This window comes from Flavobacterium panacagri (assembly GCF_030378165.1).
Lineage (GTDB): Bacteria > Bacteroidota > Bacteroidia > Flavobacteriales > Flavobacteriaceae > Flavobacterium > Flavobacterium panacagri.
On record NZ_CP119766.1, the window covers coordinates 3,224,783 to 3,243,717 of the forward strand.

Consider the following 18,935-nt stretch of genomic DNA (forward strand, 5'->3'; position numbering starts at 1 on the left):
TGATCAAATATTATATGATTGTTTTATATTTTAAAGTTTTAAAATATAAAAGAGTCAGGGGGGTATAGGATGAAGAGTTTTTAGAAGTGAAAATGTATAGAGTAAGAATTAATCGATGATAAAATTAATTTGAGTGTGAGAGGAATCGTAAGGTATGTGAATTCACAAAAAGGGTTGTGCGCTATTGAAACAGAAACAAATAACTTTACAATCTTTGAAGATTTTGATGAAGGTTTAGAAGTTGGAGATATTGTCATGGGCAATTTGGAAAATCTGGGAGGAGAAACGCTATATAATAAGACACAGGGAATAGAAGTTGATGGCTGTATTGAAAATTTCGGCTGTAGCAAGGATCAGTTAGAAACTCAGCTTAAGTTGAAATAAAGCAAAAAAATACCTACTAAGAGTTTTTGAGTAATCGGGTTGTTATATTGACGATTAAAATCTATAGATAAATGAAAGAAGTATCAAGAAACATCCCTGCAGAAGTAAAAAGAATTCTTAGAAAAGAGGTCAATTATGGCTGTCCTATTGAATCTTGTGGCAGCCCTTTTCTAAGTTATCATCATTTTAATCCTCCCTGGCATATTGAGAATCATCACAACCCAGAAGGCATGATTGCATTATGTCTGCATCATCATAAAGCAGCTGATAATGGGGCTTACACTAATACACAATTAGAAGAATGTAAAAAGAAACCATTTTTATCTGGAAATGATATGCTGCTAGGAGAGATAGCTTTGAAAAGAGAAAATATTTTATTCGATGTCGGAGGCAATTATTATTTGGGAGCATCTGAAATTCATCTTCGTAAAAATGAAAAGCTGATTTGGCTAGAATTTGACGAGAAGGGACACATTATGATTAATCTTGAGATCAAAGATAAGGGTGGTGAGCCAATTTTTTCCATGATAAATAATGACTGGATAATATCAACCTCTTTAAAAGACATTGAGAGTCCGCCTGCCATGAAAATGGTCAAGTTCAGCGATAATGAAAAAAATATTAGATTGAGCATTGAATACAAGATCTATTCATTAGAAAGTTTTATAAGGGAATACCAGACTATAATCGACATAAGAAGAATTTATGAAATTGTGCAATCTCTGCCCAAAAATGATATAGTTATTTGTAAAGTAAGAGGTCTTCTGCAGTATCCTTTTCATATTCATTTTAAAGATGGCCAGACCAATTTTAGAAATCTTAAAGGTCCCTTTACTATTAACGGCATCTTTAAGCTTGCGGAAGATGCTACAATGGAATACTTTGAAATTAAAGACGCCTTTACAATCGGTGATGGCACTCTGATAAAATAAAGGTACTGCTTTTTGGTGCAAGGCTTACGGCTGTATTTTTTTAGTCTTAATCTCAGTCTTCTATTACAAAGCTTTTTTTAGTTAGTTAGTTAGTTAGTTAGTTAGTTAGTTAGTTATTGGTTTTCTCTCTGGTTTTTTATATGTGATTTTCTTTATTTTGATTTTGACCGGTGATAGTGCAGTTGGTAGGAAAGATGATTTATATAAGAAGGAAAATGATCTGACTTACTCTTTGAGATTTTATAGAAAGCAGCGGTTAATGTTAATTGCATTTTTTAATCTGGTAGGATTTAAGGCTTTTTTAGAAAGTAAAAAAGCCTGAGAAATTTAGATTTCCAGGCTTTTTGCTGTTTGATGCTTTTTGCATCAATTATTTTCTTAAATAGAAGATTTTGATTTTTAACCAGACAAAGTTTAATCAGTTAAATTATGCATAATCCAAATCAAATAACAGATGGTTCTCGTATTCAACCAGTGGATTGCATACCGTATCAATTTCCGACCCGTAAAGATTGAATCCGTGTATATTCAAGGGCTCAACGCAGTTGATGCAGTTGTCGTTAAAAACATACTCTGATCTTAATTGCATCAACAGCCTGCCTAGTGCATTTTTTCCCTTTAGTTTGCCATTTCCCTCAGGAACGACAGCCCAATCTTTATCCTTATTGGATAATTCAACGATAGGCGCATTGCCGGTCCTTTCCAATAGTTTGTAAAACTTCTCAGAGTTTTGCGATAACTTAACTTTTAAAACCCAATACATGATGTCGTATTTCACCATTTCCCAGTCCTGTCTGGTATAAGAATTGAATTTGCGGCTGACCATTTTAGCGGTCATCGGACTATTCTGAACGATGATTTCTTCCTGGATGTGGGGAAACAGAGGATATCGGCATGCCTGGTATAATGCTTCGGCGGAGGGTATAATTATATCATTAACGCGTAAAGAATAACCGGGTGCCATATTGGACAGCCCCCCGAATTCTTCTTTAGTGCTTTTAAAAGATATAACATCAGAACTATTATATGTTCTTTCAGATATTTTCATACTGCAAATTAAGGAAAAAATTAATTAATACCCCTATTTCTCAAGCAAAATAATGGAATCCAGTCATGGCCGGGGACATCCCACCAAAATACAACGGGACATGTATTGGAAATATTTCTCCACGTGAAAAATAAAGTGCCGGTCCCTAGGGTGCGATGCGATTTTACGGTGTCTCCCAGAGGCCTTTTTCTTGGATCGGGATTTACTTTCTTTATTTTTTTGATCAGATCCAGGCCTTTTTCCAAAACTATGCTTTCAAAACGCACTCTGTTTTCCGGACTTGAAAAAAAAGTTTCTTCAAAAGGCAGGTTTGCCGGTCTAAAAGGGGCAATTTTTGAGTTTTCCGCTTCAAGTGATGCCAAATACTCCAATACCTCTTTTGACTGTTTTTCGATAGGATAGATACAATTGAGCTTTTGTTTTTCTGCAACCCATTTAGTTTTAAGCTGATTTTCAATTTTGTAGTCAAACCCGACAAGCAGAAAATTTTGAATTTTATCGTCAAACTGCTTCATTAGGCCCCATTCCATATTTTCATACCCAAGCTGGTGATAGCAGAACAGGCTTATGGCAATGGTCTTCTGCTTATTCAATACCTCATCCAGATTATTGTTTTCAGAAAACCAGTTATGCAGATCTTTATAAATTGTTCCGCCCGTTGCCAAAACATCGTCAAAGTAGATGTAATGTTTTTTGGGCTGATCTATTAATAATTCATAATTTACTCCGAACCGTTCATCAAGAATCTGCTTCACTATTGCAATGATCTCCTTTTGGCTTTTTTCAGCCTTTTGAGTATCGATGAAATGTGTATTGTTGATAAATTCCTGCATGGTGGCATACTTGTAGAAAGTCTGGAATCTGACCAGACGTTTTTCAAGCAGTTCCGACGCTTTGCTTTTGGAGATGTATATTTCAGGCAGAAAATGAAGCAACTCGGAAAGGACAAATTCCGCACTGTCATCAAATTGGCCCGCCCAATCCATTATATGTTCTACCGACATCCTATAGTCGGTCTCAGGGGTATCGCAATGGTAGTCCTGTAAAATCTTAAATATCCTTTCGGCGGTTTCCTGCATTTATGTTAGTTTTCAATAAAATATAAATGTATAATATTGTTCTTTATGGTACAAGAAAGAAAATTCAATATGTTGAAATTACAAAAGAAATTTAGACTCGTGCCAGCTTTCTGCTCAGTAAAACATAAGCATTCCATTTGAAATTATCATTTGAACTGATCTAGCATTAAATCCGGGGAAATTGCATTAATTCAGAAGCTTAAAAATTATATAGGCAACTGCATTAATATCCCATAACTTAAAGGCCTTCCTGTTTTTTTTGCTTTCGGATTCGGAATCAGGTATTTGCATACTTTTCCAGCTCAGAAAGTTCAGATGAAACACTGTCCAGAATAGTTTTCTTTTTCCTTTCGAAATCATTGGAACTTGTAAATGTCCTTCTTAAGTAGATCCTAACCATTACAACATTCATATTCATCAGCGAGAATTCTTTACTTACATTTTCCCATTGCGCATTAAACTGATAACTCCCTTTGCTTTTTTGCGCAATTATGATACATTTTATATCCGAATCCTTGAAGGTCTTATTTTCATAAATATCAGTAGTTGCAAATATATCCTCTGTAACAAAAGGTTTTAATTTTTCATTTATAGCTTCCTTTATTTTTTCTATTTTATCAAAGTCATCGAAGTTGTCTTTAGTCAATATAATTTTTGCCTGATAAACCCGCTTGAATAATTTTCTCTCCAACAATTCTTCAAGAACCTCTTTTTCAGAGTCCCTAATAGTCACATCCGTTTTTGCAGTGTCATTCAAAAAAACTTCATCACTGTTTTTAATGTAAAAATCCATTAACTCCTGTATCGTTTTACTCTTATTCAAAAGCTTGGTACCTAATGTTTTACTTGATGCGCTCGCATAAGCGAGCATTGTATTGGCCGATCTGTTTGTTTTATGGAAATACACCTGGTTATATAGGTGGGTTCTGGATTGGATAAATCTCAGCATGGAATCCAATCCGCTTTCCTTATACGCTAGATATACATTATCATGAGCATCTTTACTAGCCATAAATGAAGCGAAAATCCTATTGATATCGTAGATACCGTAGGTCACTCCGGAGAAATAGCTATCCCTTAAAAGGTAATCCATCCTATCGGCATCAATTGGAAATGATGTGATGATGCGGGAAAAGAAAGAGGTGTAATTATTCTCTTTTGAATCGATAAACTCATCCAGATTTTCAAAATCAGGTTCAATCAATTTTACGATCCTTTCAGCAGATAGGCTTTCAATTACAATCTTGGCCGAGGGTGAAAATTTATGTTCATCGGTTATGTGCTTTGTCTTTAATTCGTCAATAAGAATAAAAATAAATGCGCATGAAATGATTTCATGCTCCACTTTATTTTTATTGGCCGCAATCAGCTTTTCAAAACCTAAATAATAATTTTTGAGCACAGTTGAGTCTTCCACAATCTTTAGAAAAGCATCCTTACTTATTGCGAATTTATCGAAAAGATGTGATAGCGGGCCATGCCCGATATCATGCAGAAGAGCAGCCAATCTTAATTCTTGATAAAAAAACTCCTCCCGATCCTCTAGATTATTAAGATTATAGAAGCTGCTCTGTCCTTTAATGGAATACTTTTCTTTTTTTTTCTGCCCGGTTGCAAAGTTTTCCTTGCAGGAATCAAATATTTTTCCTGCTAAATGCATTACTCCTATAGAGTGTTCAAATCGTGTATGATTTGCCGAGGGAAAGACATAATATAAAAAAGTGTTCTGCTTCACTTTTCGTAACCTGGTGAAGATGGGATGTTTTATAATCCATTTTTCAATTTCTGAAAGTTTGATATCGCCGTGTAAAGGATCAAGAATACTTCCATAGTAATTATCTCTGTAATTGTAAATCATAATATTGCATTTAATATAAATCGTTGTTTTTCTGAAAAAGCAGCTCTAATTGCCCGTATAAATTAATAAGTCTTTTTATTCCTCTCAGCCATGATCGCTGGAATTTTTTTCAGGAATATTTTACTAAGTTCCTGGGCTTTGCAGCATATGGCAAAAAAATGGAGACAGATTAATCTGCGAATTTTCTTCATCTTGCGAAGCAAGCTGCCTGTAATTGGGACTGATTTTATTTTTGCTGCAAGATTGCGCGTAAAAATAAATACTTTTTCAGGGCTGGAATAGAGGGTTTATACTTGATTTTTCATTATAATTAAAGGATTTTTCTAGTTTTTATGGGAACCTAGCAAGGGTTTTAATTTTTTGGCCAGTTCAATTTCAAATATCCCGATTAAGGTCTTCAGCTCTTCGTCGAGAACTATGTAGTTTAATTTTAGATTGCCATACAGAAAGGTGTCGTACCAATAGGTCAGCTGAAGGCTTCCAGTCTTGCCATTTACAGAATGACCCAAATGGTTGACGAATCTGTAATGGAATTTATCCTTCACTTTACCCACATAAAGAGTCCCTTTGGATTCTCTTTGGATTTTAGGTACCTGCAATTTTTCTATTTTCAATAAGTCCGTTTATGCTTGCAAGTGCCTGCTGCAAAGTTTCATTTTTTAGTTTTGATGTATCGAAGCTGAACCAATATAAGACCGGTTTGTTTTTTGGCAAACTGTCATATAGGTCTTTAAATTCTGTGCATTTTGAAAACGTCTGGGTCTGTCTGAAGTTCTCAGCAAGGTAACTGCTGTCAATATCGATCGATTTGACCTCCAGGTCATTTTTTGCAAGAGCATCAAGATATGCGGTCAATTTATTGATCTGGTTGTTAACGATGTTTTGTATGGTTTCTTTCATGCTCTTCGTTAAATTTATTTTTTGTCATTTGCAGTTTCCAAAGCCTTCTTGTGCTTACTGTTTCCGTTTTGGTTTTACCCTTTCGCCGGAGTTAAGCTTTTGACTGTAACTTCTACATTGATGATAGAAATGTGGCAATACAGAAAATCAGGATTATTGGCAGTGAATATTCTGCTGCTGCGTTTTTTTATTTTAGAATTTAGCGCTCATACTTTTTTAGTATGTCATCGATGTCACTTTCAAGCATTTTGTATAGCCAGCTTCTTATGACGCAATTTTCCTCGAGTTTTGAAGCGCTTATTCCCTCGAATATCTGCACGTTATATCGATATGAATCTTGGACCTTAAGGATCAGTTCCATTGAGAAATGCTTTACACATATGATTCCTTGTTCGGCAAATGCCTTTTCTTCCTCTTGGAAACCTTTGAAATAAATACCGAAATCACCTGAATCAGAATGGCGGTAGCCAAAACCACCCCACTGCAGGATGTCATCATCCTTAAGGTAAACAATGTACTCGTGCGGCATGGTATTGTAGAATTCAAAAGAATCTTTTAAAGTCGGAAAATTGTATTCCACAAATTCCTTGTAACAGGATTCCAGGTGCCTGAAAAAGCTTGCGGTATATTCCTTGGCCTGACTTTCACTGAACTGGACCGTCCGCATGCGGTTGGAATTCTGCATCCTACTATGATGGTACGTTTCTTTTGTTTCCTTTAGGGATACATCGGCAAGCGGCAGATAGTGTGCGTCAATCTGACGGTAGCCCTTCTTAAGCAGCAGATCCACTATCTTTGAAAGCCCCTCAAATGGCGGAACATGGCCCTTTGTTGTGAATTTAGGAATCGGAAGGTTTTCCGATATGGTTCGTTCAATAATCTCCGCCAGTTCCTCCCGTGCAATATTTTTATATCTGTAATGCTCTCTGATCTTAAAGAGATTTAACCTGTTTTTCAGATCCAAAAGGTCAATAGGGTAAATCTGCTCATATCGGGGCATGTAATAATCTTCTATTTTGTAGCTGTAGTTCAATTTTTCATGATAGTGATACACTATGGCCGCCAGCTGCTCGAAAAGAAGCGTATCTGAGCTGAAAGTAGGGATGGATTCTTTGCCGATTATTTCCCGAAGCTGGCTGAAAATAGACTGTGTTACAATTGTCTCATTGTCTTCCACCAATAGAGAGATATTGCTTGTTCTGTATGATTTGGCGCCCGTCTGTAAAAAAGGATTGTTTTTGTATGGAGCTTCAAAAGGATTACGGAGGTTAAGATGTACCACATTGTCAATGCTTTTTTCCGATAGTGGAAATAAGGCATAGCCATCGCCTTTGATGAGGTCTTCCGGCAGTATAATACCGATTTCTCCTGCTGTATGGGGAGTAAACTTTTCCTTGAAAGCGGAAAAATTTTCGTCCAGATAAGAATTATAGGCAGAAAGGTAGGACAGGCATTTGTCTTTCTTAAATGAAACCAGTGTACTTTTATGGGAGTGGGAAGCATTTTCAATGTAAAAGTCAATTGCGCTTTTGCCAATATGGTTTTGATAGAAATGGGTGAGGACATCATAAAAGTCGCCATTGCTTTTTTTATCCAGTTTATAAATTTGGAAGCAGATGGCGTAATCGCGGATTTTCGAGTAGTAGAATGATACATTATAAGAATCCTCATTGTTGGATCTGATCAGGATATTTCGGGTGAACAGGTCTTCCGGTATTTTTTGGTCCAGAGCATAGTTTAGCCTCTCAATGATATGGTTGACATCTATACCGTCATTATTATGAACTTCCGTATGCGAGTAGGTATAATCCAGCAGCAGGTTTGCAATTGCGCAAAGCGTTCTTGTTCCGGCCTCAAAGCCAATCTCTGTTTCTTGAAGGGTCTGTTTGAGGTATTTTGCAATAAGTTCCCTGTCGCTGATCTTTTCAGGAATCTGTTTTTCCGCATAGACTTCGCAGAATATCTTTAAAAAGAATCCGTTCCTTAATTCGGGAAAGAGTTTATCGGAAATGTCACCTTTGAAACCAAATTCCGTCTGATACAGGGGAAGAATGGCCGCTAATTCCTCATCAGTGAAATCAGTCAAATGATAGCCCGGGTTTTTCAAGCTGCTGTTAAATCTATGGAAGCTGTCCGCTTCCTGATAAAGCTGCGTAGGCTTATTTTTGATTTTAAGGACGGTGTCCCATATATTGGTTTTGCAGCTGATAATTATCTTTATTTTATCAACATGTTTTGCAATTAGAGCCATTTCACTTAATTCTTGGGCAATGCTGGAATTGGTGCTTTCATCAACGGCATCGATGAATATGAGGACGGTTTTGCCTGCATAACGTCCCATTTCATCAAGTTTTTTCAGAGCAACATCTTTTTCAATCCTGCTTGAAAAAGCTAAATTGAGGTCCTGGGCAATGCACTCTGTGGGAGAAGTGATGATGGCACAGTTATAGAAGAATACAAAGAAGTCCTCCAGTTTCTGCAGGGCGAGAGAGCACATAGCATTGGTTTTGCCTACTCCAGCATCGCCCACCAGACCAAATACGGAATCACCAGAAGCCACAAAGGTTTCAAATACATCCCCCAGATCTTTTCGCTGTACGTAAAGTTTTTTGATAAATTTGGCATAGCGGCTGTCGGAATCGCCGATGATCATGCCCATGCGGTCATTAACCTGCAGTTCACAGAAGGCCCTCAGATTTTCAGGAGACATGGCAATGAAGTTTTTCAAAGCCTCATATCTGAGCTTTAAATCCTCATCTGAAGACAATGAGCATTCATTTCTCCAGAAAGCCGATTTTTCTGAAATGCAGCCCGATAGCTCTTCTTTGGTAATGGAATCATATATTTTAGTCAAGGCTCCGTTTGAGACTATGGTGAAAGGCGCTATTTCATCCAGCAGCCTTGCATAGGAAATTCCCTGATCCCGATCCGCATCCGTAAGCTGTTTGGACTCCGCTTTTACTTCAATGACAAAAAGATTTCTGCCATGCCTTTTAATGAGCATATCAGATCTGCCTGTTGCATGCTTGTTTCTTCCAAGACGAATGGTAAAGGAATCTTCAAAGGTTATTTCTGAAGGATCTATTCCTAAATCCTTTAAATAGGGCAGCAGGATTCTGCCTGTAATGTCAAATTCACTCATAGATTTTTAAATCTGGTTAAGTCTTTGCGGGCGGGCAATGCGTCTTTCAATTGCGTTTTGTGGCGTCTTCTGGATCACAAACTGTGATGGATAAGTTTAATGCCGAATGCCTCGCAGCTTTCCCTGTAATGCTGCAGAATTGACCCATGAGTGGTATACAGCATGTGTATTGAAGGAGGATCAGCATTGATGGCTGGTGCTGGCCAGTTGGTAAAAGTGGTAGGCTCTGCATAACCAACGAATGAAAGTTCTCTCCTAAAGCCCAGCAATTCCCTGATGGTGCTTTTCTCCAATGTCGTGTTTTTGCATTCAATTGCAATGAGGATCTCTTCGGGTTCAGGTCTGATCTGCACACCTGTTGCTATCAGGGCAATGTCAAGTTCATGATAGTCACCGCGCTGCTTTATCAGAGTATTCGCTCTTCTGCTTCTGCTAATAGTAGAGAAATAGATGTCGGTGAAGAGCTCTGCGACAGGACGACCACCCTGTGAAATTTCGAAATAAGGATAGTTGCGGTTGATTGGGCCGCCTTTCTGTTTAAGATGCAAAAAGGTTCCAGTGCCGGCAAGCGTTACCGTTAAATTTTCATCGACTGCGAGCCTTTCTATAACTTCCGCCAGCACAGACGCCTCATAGAGTTTTCCGGTCAGATCTGTAATATTTAAGAGGCTAAGTGTACGGGCTGGTGTAATATTCGCATGTCTGTTGAGCACGTCTGCAATATTGTCTTTTATCTCATCGATTTCTGCTGTAGTCATCTTTGCTATTATATGTTTTTTAGTATACTTTCACGAACCATACCGAGCATATGGTAAACCTCAGAATAGTTGGGAAGGCGGGACAGGTCATACGGCTCCGATTCGCCAGGTAGCTCGGCCATAATTCCTTCTATTTTTTCACCATTGAGATTTTTATTGATCTTTGCAATTATTCCACCGTAATTTTCATTAGAGTTGTTTCTGAAAAGCTCAATGGTCTCAGAAAGAAAATCTACAAGCAGACGTTCGGGATCAGGGCCTTTTGGATAGTAGCTCCGCTCAGGGTCGTACTCAAATTTTTCTTGCAGCCTTTTGTTGGCCTGTTCTGCAATAAAGAAAAAACCGTTGCGTTCCAGCTGGTTTGTTAAAAATAATCTTAGTTCTATGGCTTCTTCTGGTTTCATTTCTAAATAGTCTCAGGTTTTTAAATTACTTCAAATCAAAGTGCCGTATGATGGGCAGCAAATCAAGTGCATAATCAATGAATAATCTTAAAAGCAAAATTTAAAATTGTAATTAAGGATTTTGACAAGATATATGATGATTAAAACGGCTCCAAACGGGCTATATAGCTACGCATCTAAAATATAACTTTTATTGATACATTAAAAATAATGATTGCTAGAAAAATTCTTTGGAAGATTATAAATAAGGTTGATTCTTATAAAGGCCAGTTGAAAAAGATGCTTTATAATTTTACCGCATATAATCGTATCAATTAACAAAGAAAGAAGAGTATTATGCTGGAAAGAAAATAAACTGCATGCCTGCATTGAATAAATAAATTTATAAAAGCAAGATGGTTAATTATTCCTGAATTGGCTAAAACAATAAAGGGAGCCACTGCTTTTTCAAATGATAATATTTTAATTCTTTAATTAGCCATAATTCTCATGAATAAAATGCAGTATTGTTTTATGGAAAATCTTTTCAAAATAGTAATTATATACCGTTTCAGGATCAAAGATCCTTAATTTCCGGAAGGCATACAGTTATCTCAGATGTATTGTTTAGGTTCGGCCTTGTATTAAAAGCTTATAAATGGAATTATTTTTAACTGCGCAGAATTACTGCGTACTTTTGAAGTAGCTTTGGCCACAGATAAGTATAATCGATTTTCTAAAGTATAAAATGTAATGTTATGGGAAGACCTTTTGATTTTATGGAAAAGTTATCCGCTGGATACACGTTTGTCGACCTCGGATACCGGGATTATATTGCTGCCCGCTTTTTGCTGAATAACGATTTCATAGTTCAGGGATTGGCACTTGCCAGTACAGCAGTAGAAAAATATCTTAAAGCTGTAATCGTATTTAACCTTCAGGAAAAAGAATGGTACAATTATCATTTTGACAGATTTGAGAAACTCAAAAATCTGCTGGGTAAAGTTAACCGTGATGTAACCGAAGAGTTCGATTCCCTTTTCGTGGCAATACTTGAAAAAGCATTTAAGATCAGATATTATGATAAACTTGAAAAGCCGATTTATATAGGGTTTTATATCAATCAATTTATAGGGGAACTAGATTACACAATCAACTATTTGGAAACGTTCATTTTTAATACTCAAAGTGCCGGACAATCCATGACCGATTATAGTAAAGCAGTCAGAAATAAAGATTCAGGTCTCTATTATAATAATTTTGTGCTAAATAATAAGAATAAGAAAGATTTTATGGAAAAACCTGACAAAGGATTTTCCTTATACCTTAGCATAGGCCCAGTGATCCAAAAAGAAGAAATTACAAAAGGGGGAAGTACAAGAAATAGTTATGACGGACGAATAGCGGAATTCAGGGAGTTTGGATCGGATTTGATAATGGACCAGCTGTGACGGTAAAAGTGTCAGCTGAAAAAAAACAGTGCTAAGAGAGTGCAGATGGAATGAATTAAATCCGAAGGCAAATCATCAGGTAAAGTCTCTTTTGAAAAATATCGGCCCAATGACAAGCCAGTTTTATATTACGGACGATTTGTTCCCCCAGTTAGCCTCCACTGTGGCGAGAGATCAGAAAAATTTGGCTGGTGCGGTAACAAACAATCCAGAGTACTATAACATTACAAGCCACTATAAAAAATGCTAAATGGAAATAACAGAATTTAACGACAAATTAGTTAAAGAATTTTTTGAAATTGTCAACCGCACAATGGAAGAGGTTCATGAACATCCAGATTACAGCCGGTCTGGAAACAATCATCATTTATTAAGCCCTGAAGGAAAATATGCCAATAAAGTTTTTGGCATTTATTTGAAAATTAAAGAAATTAAAGAAGATTTGAGAAAAATAGAAATTTTTCTCCGCCGTTTTCCATTAAAAAAATTTTATGAAGAAAATGAAATTTCTCATCTAGATTATATTAAATACCATACCGAAGTTTTCTATCACAAATCAAATACTCTCCTAGATTTGTTCAAATTATTTACAAATGAAGTATATGAACTTGGCTATTCAGAAAAAAAATGCACTTGGAACAATTTAATGAAATCGGAAGCGGTTAAAGACTCATTATCAATAAAAGTAATAGAATATTATCATAAAAGTTTTGAACACATTATCGAAGCCAGAAATTTGAATACGCACCGCGGAATATTCAAAGATTCCAAAAAAGATGATATAGAAGCTCCAATGATGATTTATAAAAATTCAGAAAAATTTAATTTGGAATTAAATGAAGTATTCAGAAAAATGATGCCCAAATTTTTATTGGAGTATAAAATCAAAAAATACAAAAATGAAAGATTATTGTTCATTAAAAGCGGAAATAATGCAGCGGAACAATATATCAATTTTTTTATGAACGTAACTCTCCCAGAATTTTTGAACAGGGCTAAAGCGAAGCAGTAGCGGCTTCTACGCCACTTCTTGCGCAATTTAGGAAATCAGCACTGACCCCGTTTTTACTCATTTCTGTCCAGGACAAAATAACAGTTTTGGAGGACGAAGACGTGGCAATGGGGTATTTTTAATACAATGCTTTAGCATATGCAAATACATAATTCCTATTGCTTTTACACTTAGCTTATAATTAGGTTTTTAAGTGGGATTTGTGACTTAAATAAAGAATTTAGCTGTACTTTGGTTTTAAACCATTAGTTAATCTAAATCATAGTCTGTTTTGCTCTCGTAAAAAGCATCTATGAAATTTTTTAACGTAGTTTTTTGATCCTTATCCAGATTCAGCATGTCTAAGGCTCCTTTATGAAGCGCTTTGCCTATAATATAATTCAATTCATTTTTCATGACATAATCAAAGTCATTCCTTGTAATGTTTGGTACAATGTTACGCGAATTGATATTTACAACAATGCTTTCAATTTCAAATATGGAAGCAGAGTACGGAAAATTAAATAAGAAATCCTGTATTAGAACATTGCGGACAAACAATTCTTTTCTTTTCTTATCTTTGTAACGGTACATATATGTTTCACCTTTCTCGAATGGAAGGTACAATTCATTTTTTCTTCCTTCAAAAATATTGATTTCTTTTTCAAAAATAGATGTTGAGCAATTTTCAGTATGTCCCAATTCTACCAAATCGGATAAGGTTAATTTGTCAAAGAGGCAGGAAGTATCATCGTCCATGATACAGGAGTAGATTTTGTATTGAAAATCCTTATGGACAATTACGGCAATCCATCTTAATTCGCGGTCCAATTTTTCAATTACATCATTAACATCCGAATCGGTAAACTTTATGCCGTTTAAAAAACGTTCTTCCATTTCGGCATCAACAAGCGGAATAGACATATATTTTATATTATTATCAATAATGAAGTCGTCCATTTCCAGTACAGTATTTTCATCAACTTTTTGTAATCCGTCATCGTCATTGTAACAGTACAATTCTCCTTCGAAATCTAAATCATCAATTTTTAAAGCATAATTTTTTTTCTCTTTTATGATTATTTGGCCCTCAATGTTCTTAAGGTAATTACTTAAATTAATTTCCACAAAATCCGAAGAAAATGGAGTTCGGATCGAATTAATTATTTCAGTAGCGACTTGAGTCTGTTTGTTGATTAATTCTATTGAAACACCATCGGTTAAAAAGTATCTCTTCATGAAATCATGAACATTGTCAAACTTATTGGAGAAGACTTTAATGAAAGCATTATAGTTTAAAATCACTTCAGTTCCATCAAAATTGAAATCATCAATCTGGGTAAGTGACGTATATTCATTATTTTTTTCCAGTTCAATTGTTATCTTATGCCTGGATTTAAATTTTCTTGTGATCACTTTAACATTATCTGAAAGCATAAAGCACGACAAAAATCCAATCCCGTAATTTCCGATCGGATTATATTTAAAATTTCTCAATTTAAAATCCCAGGAATTGTAGTATGAAACGCCTATGTTCAAAAAATGGTCTTTAATAATTTCCATTGACATTCCCATGCCATTGTCTTTAATAATGACCATGTCTTTGATTGGATCCAGTATTATTTTAATTTTTGGATAGAATCTCTCATTTCCGAACTCATAACTTTCTTCCTCTATTTCTTGCCTAACTTTGCAGGAGTCAAATGAATTTTGAATTAATTCTCGTAAACCTAAGTTTTTGTTGCCATAAATTTTTTCTCCCATCAGCAAATTGCTAATAGCCTTATAATCTAGCGTCATTTTATAGTCAGAAAAACTGAAGCCGTTGGGTTTTATATTAATTTCTGGAGATGGATTGTAAAGTAAGTTATACTGGCTGGACATTTTGTTGACTAAGTCCATGGAATGAGTTAGTTCGTCCTTTACCCAGTCAATGTACGATAATATTTTCCGGTGTATGTTAGCATTTTCTGATGTTCCGTGAAATACGATTTTCTTCTGATTGGTAACTTTATCAAATTCAATTTTTTCTGTATTGGAAATAATAAAATGCTGCTTCCATTCCGATTCACTTTGCCCGACAGGATTGATTGATTTAAACAAAGTGTATGGAGTTCTGCTTGAGTCGATGTCAAGGATATCAGCTAATCTTAAAATACAGGCTATATACTGTGAATTGAAATGGTACCGGCCTTTAATCTCTCTCTGCGTTAAAGACGATTTTAGCCAGTCGAAATTTTGTGTATGACTTTCACATATTGAAGCTAGTTCGCCAACAAAATTTTGGCTTGAAAGGTCTGGTATGCGGAAATGATCTTTAAGAACTTCATGTATGAATTTCGCAGAAAGAGATGAATGGAATTTTCGGACATATTCTTTGAGCGCCGCTTCTTCGTCATTCCCCATTACTTTCTTCATGGATGAATATTTAATGTCGGAAAATACCAATTGGTCACTTTTAATTAAATCAATATCTTCCTGACTGACTGCCATCCCTACATCATGTAGTAATGCAGAATATACTAAAAGGACAATTTCTAACTCATCCAAAAGAGAAATATCATGAATCAGTTTAGCCATATATTCCATAATTCTGAAAGAATGCTGTGTGTTGTGCAGCGTGTAGTTATCAAAAATCGTAGGTATACGATCATCTAACAAATTACAAACCTTATTGTATACAGCCTTAATTTCCGGTAAAAATTCACTATTCTGAAGATGTTTAATTAATATTAAATCTTCTATAGCTATCCTTGAGTCTAATTTTAATTTATTGTTTTGTACCTGCATATTTTTTAATGTTCTATAAGCGTATGGGCTAAATGGCAAGAGTAATTTATTATGGATATTAATTTAAAATTATTGGCAGTTCGCTTTATATCCTTATTGATGAGTGTAGATTCCATTTGGGAAGTATGTTCACAATTATGGAAACCTCAGGATTAAAAATCTTCATCTTCAATTATAGTTTCATCCTCTTTTAATATATTTGAATTAAAAGAATCAAATATATCGTCAAGAGTTTCCTTTATCAATTTTATTTTTGAGTCCTGTGAAAGTAAGGAGAGAGAATCGACATATCGTATTTCCAGCTTGGTATCCAATTCAAGTAAAGCTGTTAGTTTCAAAATCAAAGGATTTAAGTCGATATCTCCATTGGTAGTTAAATCGACTGATGGGAAGGAAAGGGTCCCGTCCTGTGGATCGAAATTAATTGTGATTTTATCCTGTTCAATTATATTTGATACAATTATGTTGTTCATAGCTTGATTATTGTATTATTTTTTTGATATTATACTTTCTGGCTCTTTGTTCAAAAATATACTGGCCACCGTCCAGTACATTGCAGATTTCTTTTTGATGGTCTTTTTCCTCTAATACGAATTGCTCGTATTCGATTATGTTTTCATTATTAGTGCACATTATGACGTTTTCCGCATCACCATATACCACAATAGATGGATTATGGGTGACTAGGAAGATCTGCTTTTTAAATTTTAAAATTCTGATCAGATTGATAAGTTTGTCAGTAATGAATTTGTTTCCCAGATTATCTTCAGGCTGATCAATAAAAATTATTTTTGAAATGCCGCTTCGCAGAATTGTTTCCAGATATTTCTCGGAATTGTAGCCAGGCGAATTGTTTTTAGAGGTGCTTTCCTCGGAATATTTGAGATATTCGGTTGGCTTATCGAATGATTCTAGTATGCTTTTAATGTTAGTATAGGTTTTTTTTGAAAGGTTTTCGGCAGAATTTTCGTTTAAGTTTTTTATTTTCACTGCGCCTAATGCTAGTTTAATAAGGGCTTCATATAAATTCAGGCTGTTGTTTACACCGCTTATGCCATCAAAGACTTTCTCTTTTAGAATTTCAGTGCTTTCAACTTCCAGCACTACGGTAACTTCATCGTTAATGGCAATTTCCTGAACTCCTCCATAACTGTAATTTTCGAAATGGATACAATGGTCACGAATCTGCAGAGCAATGTCAAATGCCTCGGAAATATTATTTTTAAGGATTGCAAGCCTTTGATTGGATGCTTCTTTTTCCCTTCCTTTTAAATCCAAATTTGCATTTTTGCTTACAATGACATTCTTAACTTCTTCAATAAAATTTTCTTTTTTGCTGTATTCGTTTTTTAAATTCTCAAATATACCTTTCTTATTTTCTACTAATTCTTTAAAAGCCTTAATTATTTTTTGTTCTTCGACTGTAAACGTCCAGTTCTCATTAACCTCGAATTTTTCAGCATTTTCAAGAAGTACGTTGATGATATCATCCGAGCTTTTGAACGAGTCCGTCATGCTTTCAATCTTTTGAATACTTTTGAAAATGTAGCTCGAATCAAGAATAGAAGTGATATCTTTATCGTGAAAAGTGAAATTTGAGTTTAAAACATCATATAATTTACTATACAGTGAAGTAAGTTCATCAATAATATTAATTAAATCTTGTTTTTTAGTTTTGAAAAACTCTAAAGCTGTCTTATAGTTTTCAATTTCTCCCGATTCATTAATCAAATCTTTTAATGATTTATTTTCAAAATAATTTACAATGTCGCCCTGATTGATGTAAATGATATCGTGAGTATTATAACTGATCATATTCTTGTAGTCATTATCCAAAAAGCTTTTGACATTCGCATTGCTGATATTTATACCGTATTTTTCGATCTGGCTCTTTCTGTTATTTATTTTCTTCCCCAAGATATTAAAAAGCAGGCTTTTGCCGCTTGAACGGCCCCCAATAATTGCATTTAGGTTTGGGCTGAAGGTTATTGTTGTATCTTTAATAATTGGACTGTCGGTAAATTCAATGCTGTGCAGGAAATTGTCAAATCTCTGTAAGACTTCTACTTCTGAAAATTTCTTTATCCTGGAACTTGGATCAATGAATGCAAATCTGATGGATTCAAATGTAGGTTTTCCTTTTATACAGTAAAACTGGTGGTCATCCCCATCCTTATTAGTGCATGGATATTTATTACAGTTATGATTGTCTGAAAAATTGATATACGGGATATCATCTTTTTCCTTAAAATCCAGTGTTTTGATTCTATCGAAACCTTCGTTATATCTTTGTCTGGCACTTTCTTTCACTTTTTCAAACGCACTCGGCATAAGAAGCACCATCTGCTGGCATAGTTTCAGGTCATAACTCATGTAGGGATCCAATATGCTCTTTGTATTCCCTGCATGCGGTATGAAGAAGAAATTTAAATCATTGAATAAGTCATATAGGTCATCTATAACAATCTTTCTGTCGGTCAATACGCAATTTTTCTTGGCATACAAATCTTCTATTTTTTGCGAGATTGTCTGAACGCTCTCAAAATTGTCATTTTCGAAAATGATGACACTGTGGTAGGTAATCGATTTGCCTGATTCTGGCACTTCAATATCAAACTCGCATCCAATTAAGAGCTTTGGATCTCCCACGGCGTAATTGTCGTAATAAACTTTGTAAGCATCAATATTTATAATATTGTGGTCAGTTAATGAAAATAACTTTACATCGTTCTCAATTAATTTTTGCTTGAGGACAAGTATATCAAAATTTCCTTGATAGTCATTAGTTTTAGTTTTTTTACTAAAATCAGTATGGATATGTAAATCGACCTTAAACCAATCAGAATATTTTTTCATTATTTTAATAGTACGTTAGTAAATTCTTTATGCAAATATTGAATTTCAGCATTTAAAATTTTTATGGAAAACCATAATATGAACAAGTAATTTCAAACTTATAGATTACGGTTAACATAATCATAAGTATTAATACTTGTTTTTTGATATCAAGGATAAGATTTGGTATCGTCCAGATTTTTTTAATTTGATATCTCACTAAAATTTATAATCAAAATATTAGGATTATTTTGCTTTAACCTCTTTAGCATTTTCCATTATGAAGCTTTCTTGATATTGACTGCTTTCTCTTTTAATAATTACAGATGGCTATAAAATGGATAGCTTATTAAATCCCCCGTGATTTGGAATTTTTAAGCTCAG

The 18,935-nt window shown here is 34.9% G+C and carries 14 protein-coding genes; 4 read left to right on the top strand and 10 right to left on the bottom strand.

The features are described from left to right. The first annotated feature begins 135 nt into the window (after positions 1-135). Positions 136-384 (top strand): hypothetical protein, encoded by a 249-nt coding sequence (locus P2W65_RS14280; protein WP_289658322.1) that lies wholly within the window; start codon positions 136-138, stop codon positions 382-384. Positions 385-455: 71 nt separating this feature from the next. Then, on the top strand, positions 456-1,316 hold the full coding sequence (locus tag P2W65_RS14285; protein ID WP_289658324.1) for a hypothetical protein: 861 nt from the start codon (positions 456-458) through the stop codon (positions 1,314-1,316). 427 nt (positions 1,317-1,743) lie between these two features. Here the strand turns inward: P2W65_RS14285 and P2W65_RS14290 are convergent, their stop codons facing one another. The 7 genes from P2W65_RS14290 to P2W65_RS14320 all read right to left on the bottom strand — a co-directional run bounded on the left by P2W65_RS14290 (position 1,744) and on the right by P2W65_RS14320 (position 10,505). Then, positions 1,744-2,364 carry an NADAR family anti-phage protein gene (locus tag P2W65_RS14290; protein WP_289658326.1) on the bottom strand — a complete coding sequence of 207 codons (621 nt, stop codon included), beginning with the start codon at positions 2,362-2,364 and terminating at the stop codon, positions 1,744-1,746. Positions 2,365-2,384: 20 nt separating this feature from the next. Continuing rightward, complete coding sequence (locus tag P2W65_RS14295; protein ID WP_289658328.1) at positions 2,385-3,443, bottom strand: phosphoribosyltransferase-like anti-phage protein; 1,059 nt, start codon at positions 3,441-3,443, stop codon at positions 2,385-2,387. 277 nt (positions 3,444-3,720) lie between these two features. Beyond that, positions 3,721-5,301, bottom strand: a complete 1,581-nt coding sequence (locus tag P2W65_RS14300; RefSeq protein WP_289658329.1) for an HD domain-containing protein — start codon at positions 5,299-5,301, stop codon at positions 3,721-3,723. A gap of 585 nt (positions 5,302-5,886) precedes the next feature. After that, on the bottom strand, positions 5,887-6,201 hold the full coding sequence (locus P2W65_RS14305) for a hypothetical protein (protein ID WP_289658330.1): 315 nt from the start codon (positions 6,199-6,201) through the stop codon (positions 5,887-5,889). Between the two features lie 199 nt (positions 6,202-6,400). Continuing rightward, positions 6,401-9,343: a type I restriction enzyme HsdR N-terminal domain-containing protein gene (locus P2W65_RS14310; RefSeq protein WP_289658331.1), complete on the bottom strand. Its 2,943-nt coding sequence runs from the start codon at positions 9,341-9,343 to the stop codon at positions 6,401-6,403. A gap of 74 nt (positions 9,344-9,417) precedes the next feature. Then, positions 9,418-10,101, bottom strand: a complete 684-nt coding sequence (locus P2W65_RS14315; RefSeq protein WP_289658332.1) for a hypothetical protein — start codon at positions 10,099-10,101, stop codon at positions 9,418-9,420. 8 nt (positions 10,102-10,109) lie between these two features. Further along, positions 10,110-10,505, bottom strand: coding sequence for an archease (locus P2W65_RS14320; protein WP_289658333.1), 396 nt, complete (start codon positions 10,503-10,505; stop codon positions 10,110-10,112). Between the two features lie 737 nt (positions 10,506-11,242). Between P2W65_RS14320 and P2W65_RS14325 the strand changes: the two genes are divergently transcribed. After that, positions 11,243-11,935 (top strand): HEPN domain-containing protein, encoded by a 693-nt coding sequence (locus P2W65_RS14325; protein WP_289658334.1) that lies wholly within the window; start codon positions 11,243-11,245, stop codon positions 11,933-11,935. Between the two features lie 250 nt (positions 11,936-12,185). Further along, positions 12,186-12,947 (top strand): Cthe_2314 family HEPN domain-containing protein, encoded by a 762-nt coding sequence (locus P2W65_RS14330; RefSeq protein WP_289658335.1) that lies wholly within the window; start codon positions 12,186-12,188, stop codon positions 12,945-12,947. Between the two features lie 249 nt (positions 12,948-13,196). On the opposite strand, the gene P2W65_RS14335 is transcribed toward P2W65_RS14330, so the two are convergent. The 3 genes from P2W65_RS14335 to P2W65_RS14345 form a co-directional block, all read right to left on the bottom strand. Next, on the bottom strand, positions 13,197-15,716 hold the full coding sequence (locus tag P2W65_RS14335; RefSeq protein ID WP_289658338.1) for an HD domain-containing protein: 2,520 nt from the start codon (positions 15,714-15,716) through the stop codon (positions 13,197-13,199). A 152-nt stretch (positions 15,717-15,868) separates the two neighbouring features. Continuing rightward, positions 15,869-16,189 (bottom strand): hypothetical protein, encoded by a 321-nt coding sequence (locus tag P2W65_RS14340; RefSeq protein ID WP_289658340.1) that lies wholly within the window; start codon positions 16,187-16,189, stop codon positions 15,869-15,871. Positions 16,190-16,196: 7 nt separating this feature from the next. Beyond that, positions 16,197-18,572, bottom strand: coding sequence for a hypothetical protein (locus P2W65_RS14345; RefSeq protein WP_289658342.1), 2,376 nt, complete (start codon positions 18,570-18,572; stop codon positions 16,197-16,199). Positions 18,573-18,935: the final 363 nt, after the last annotated feature.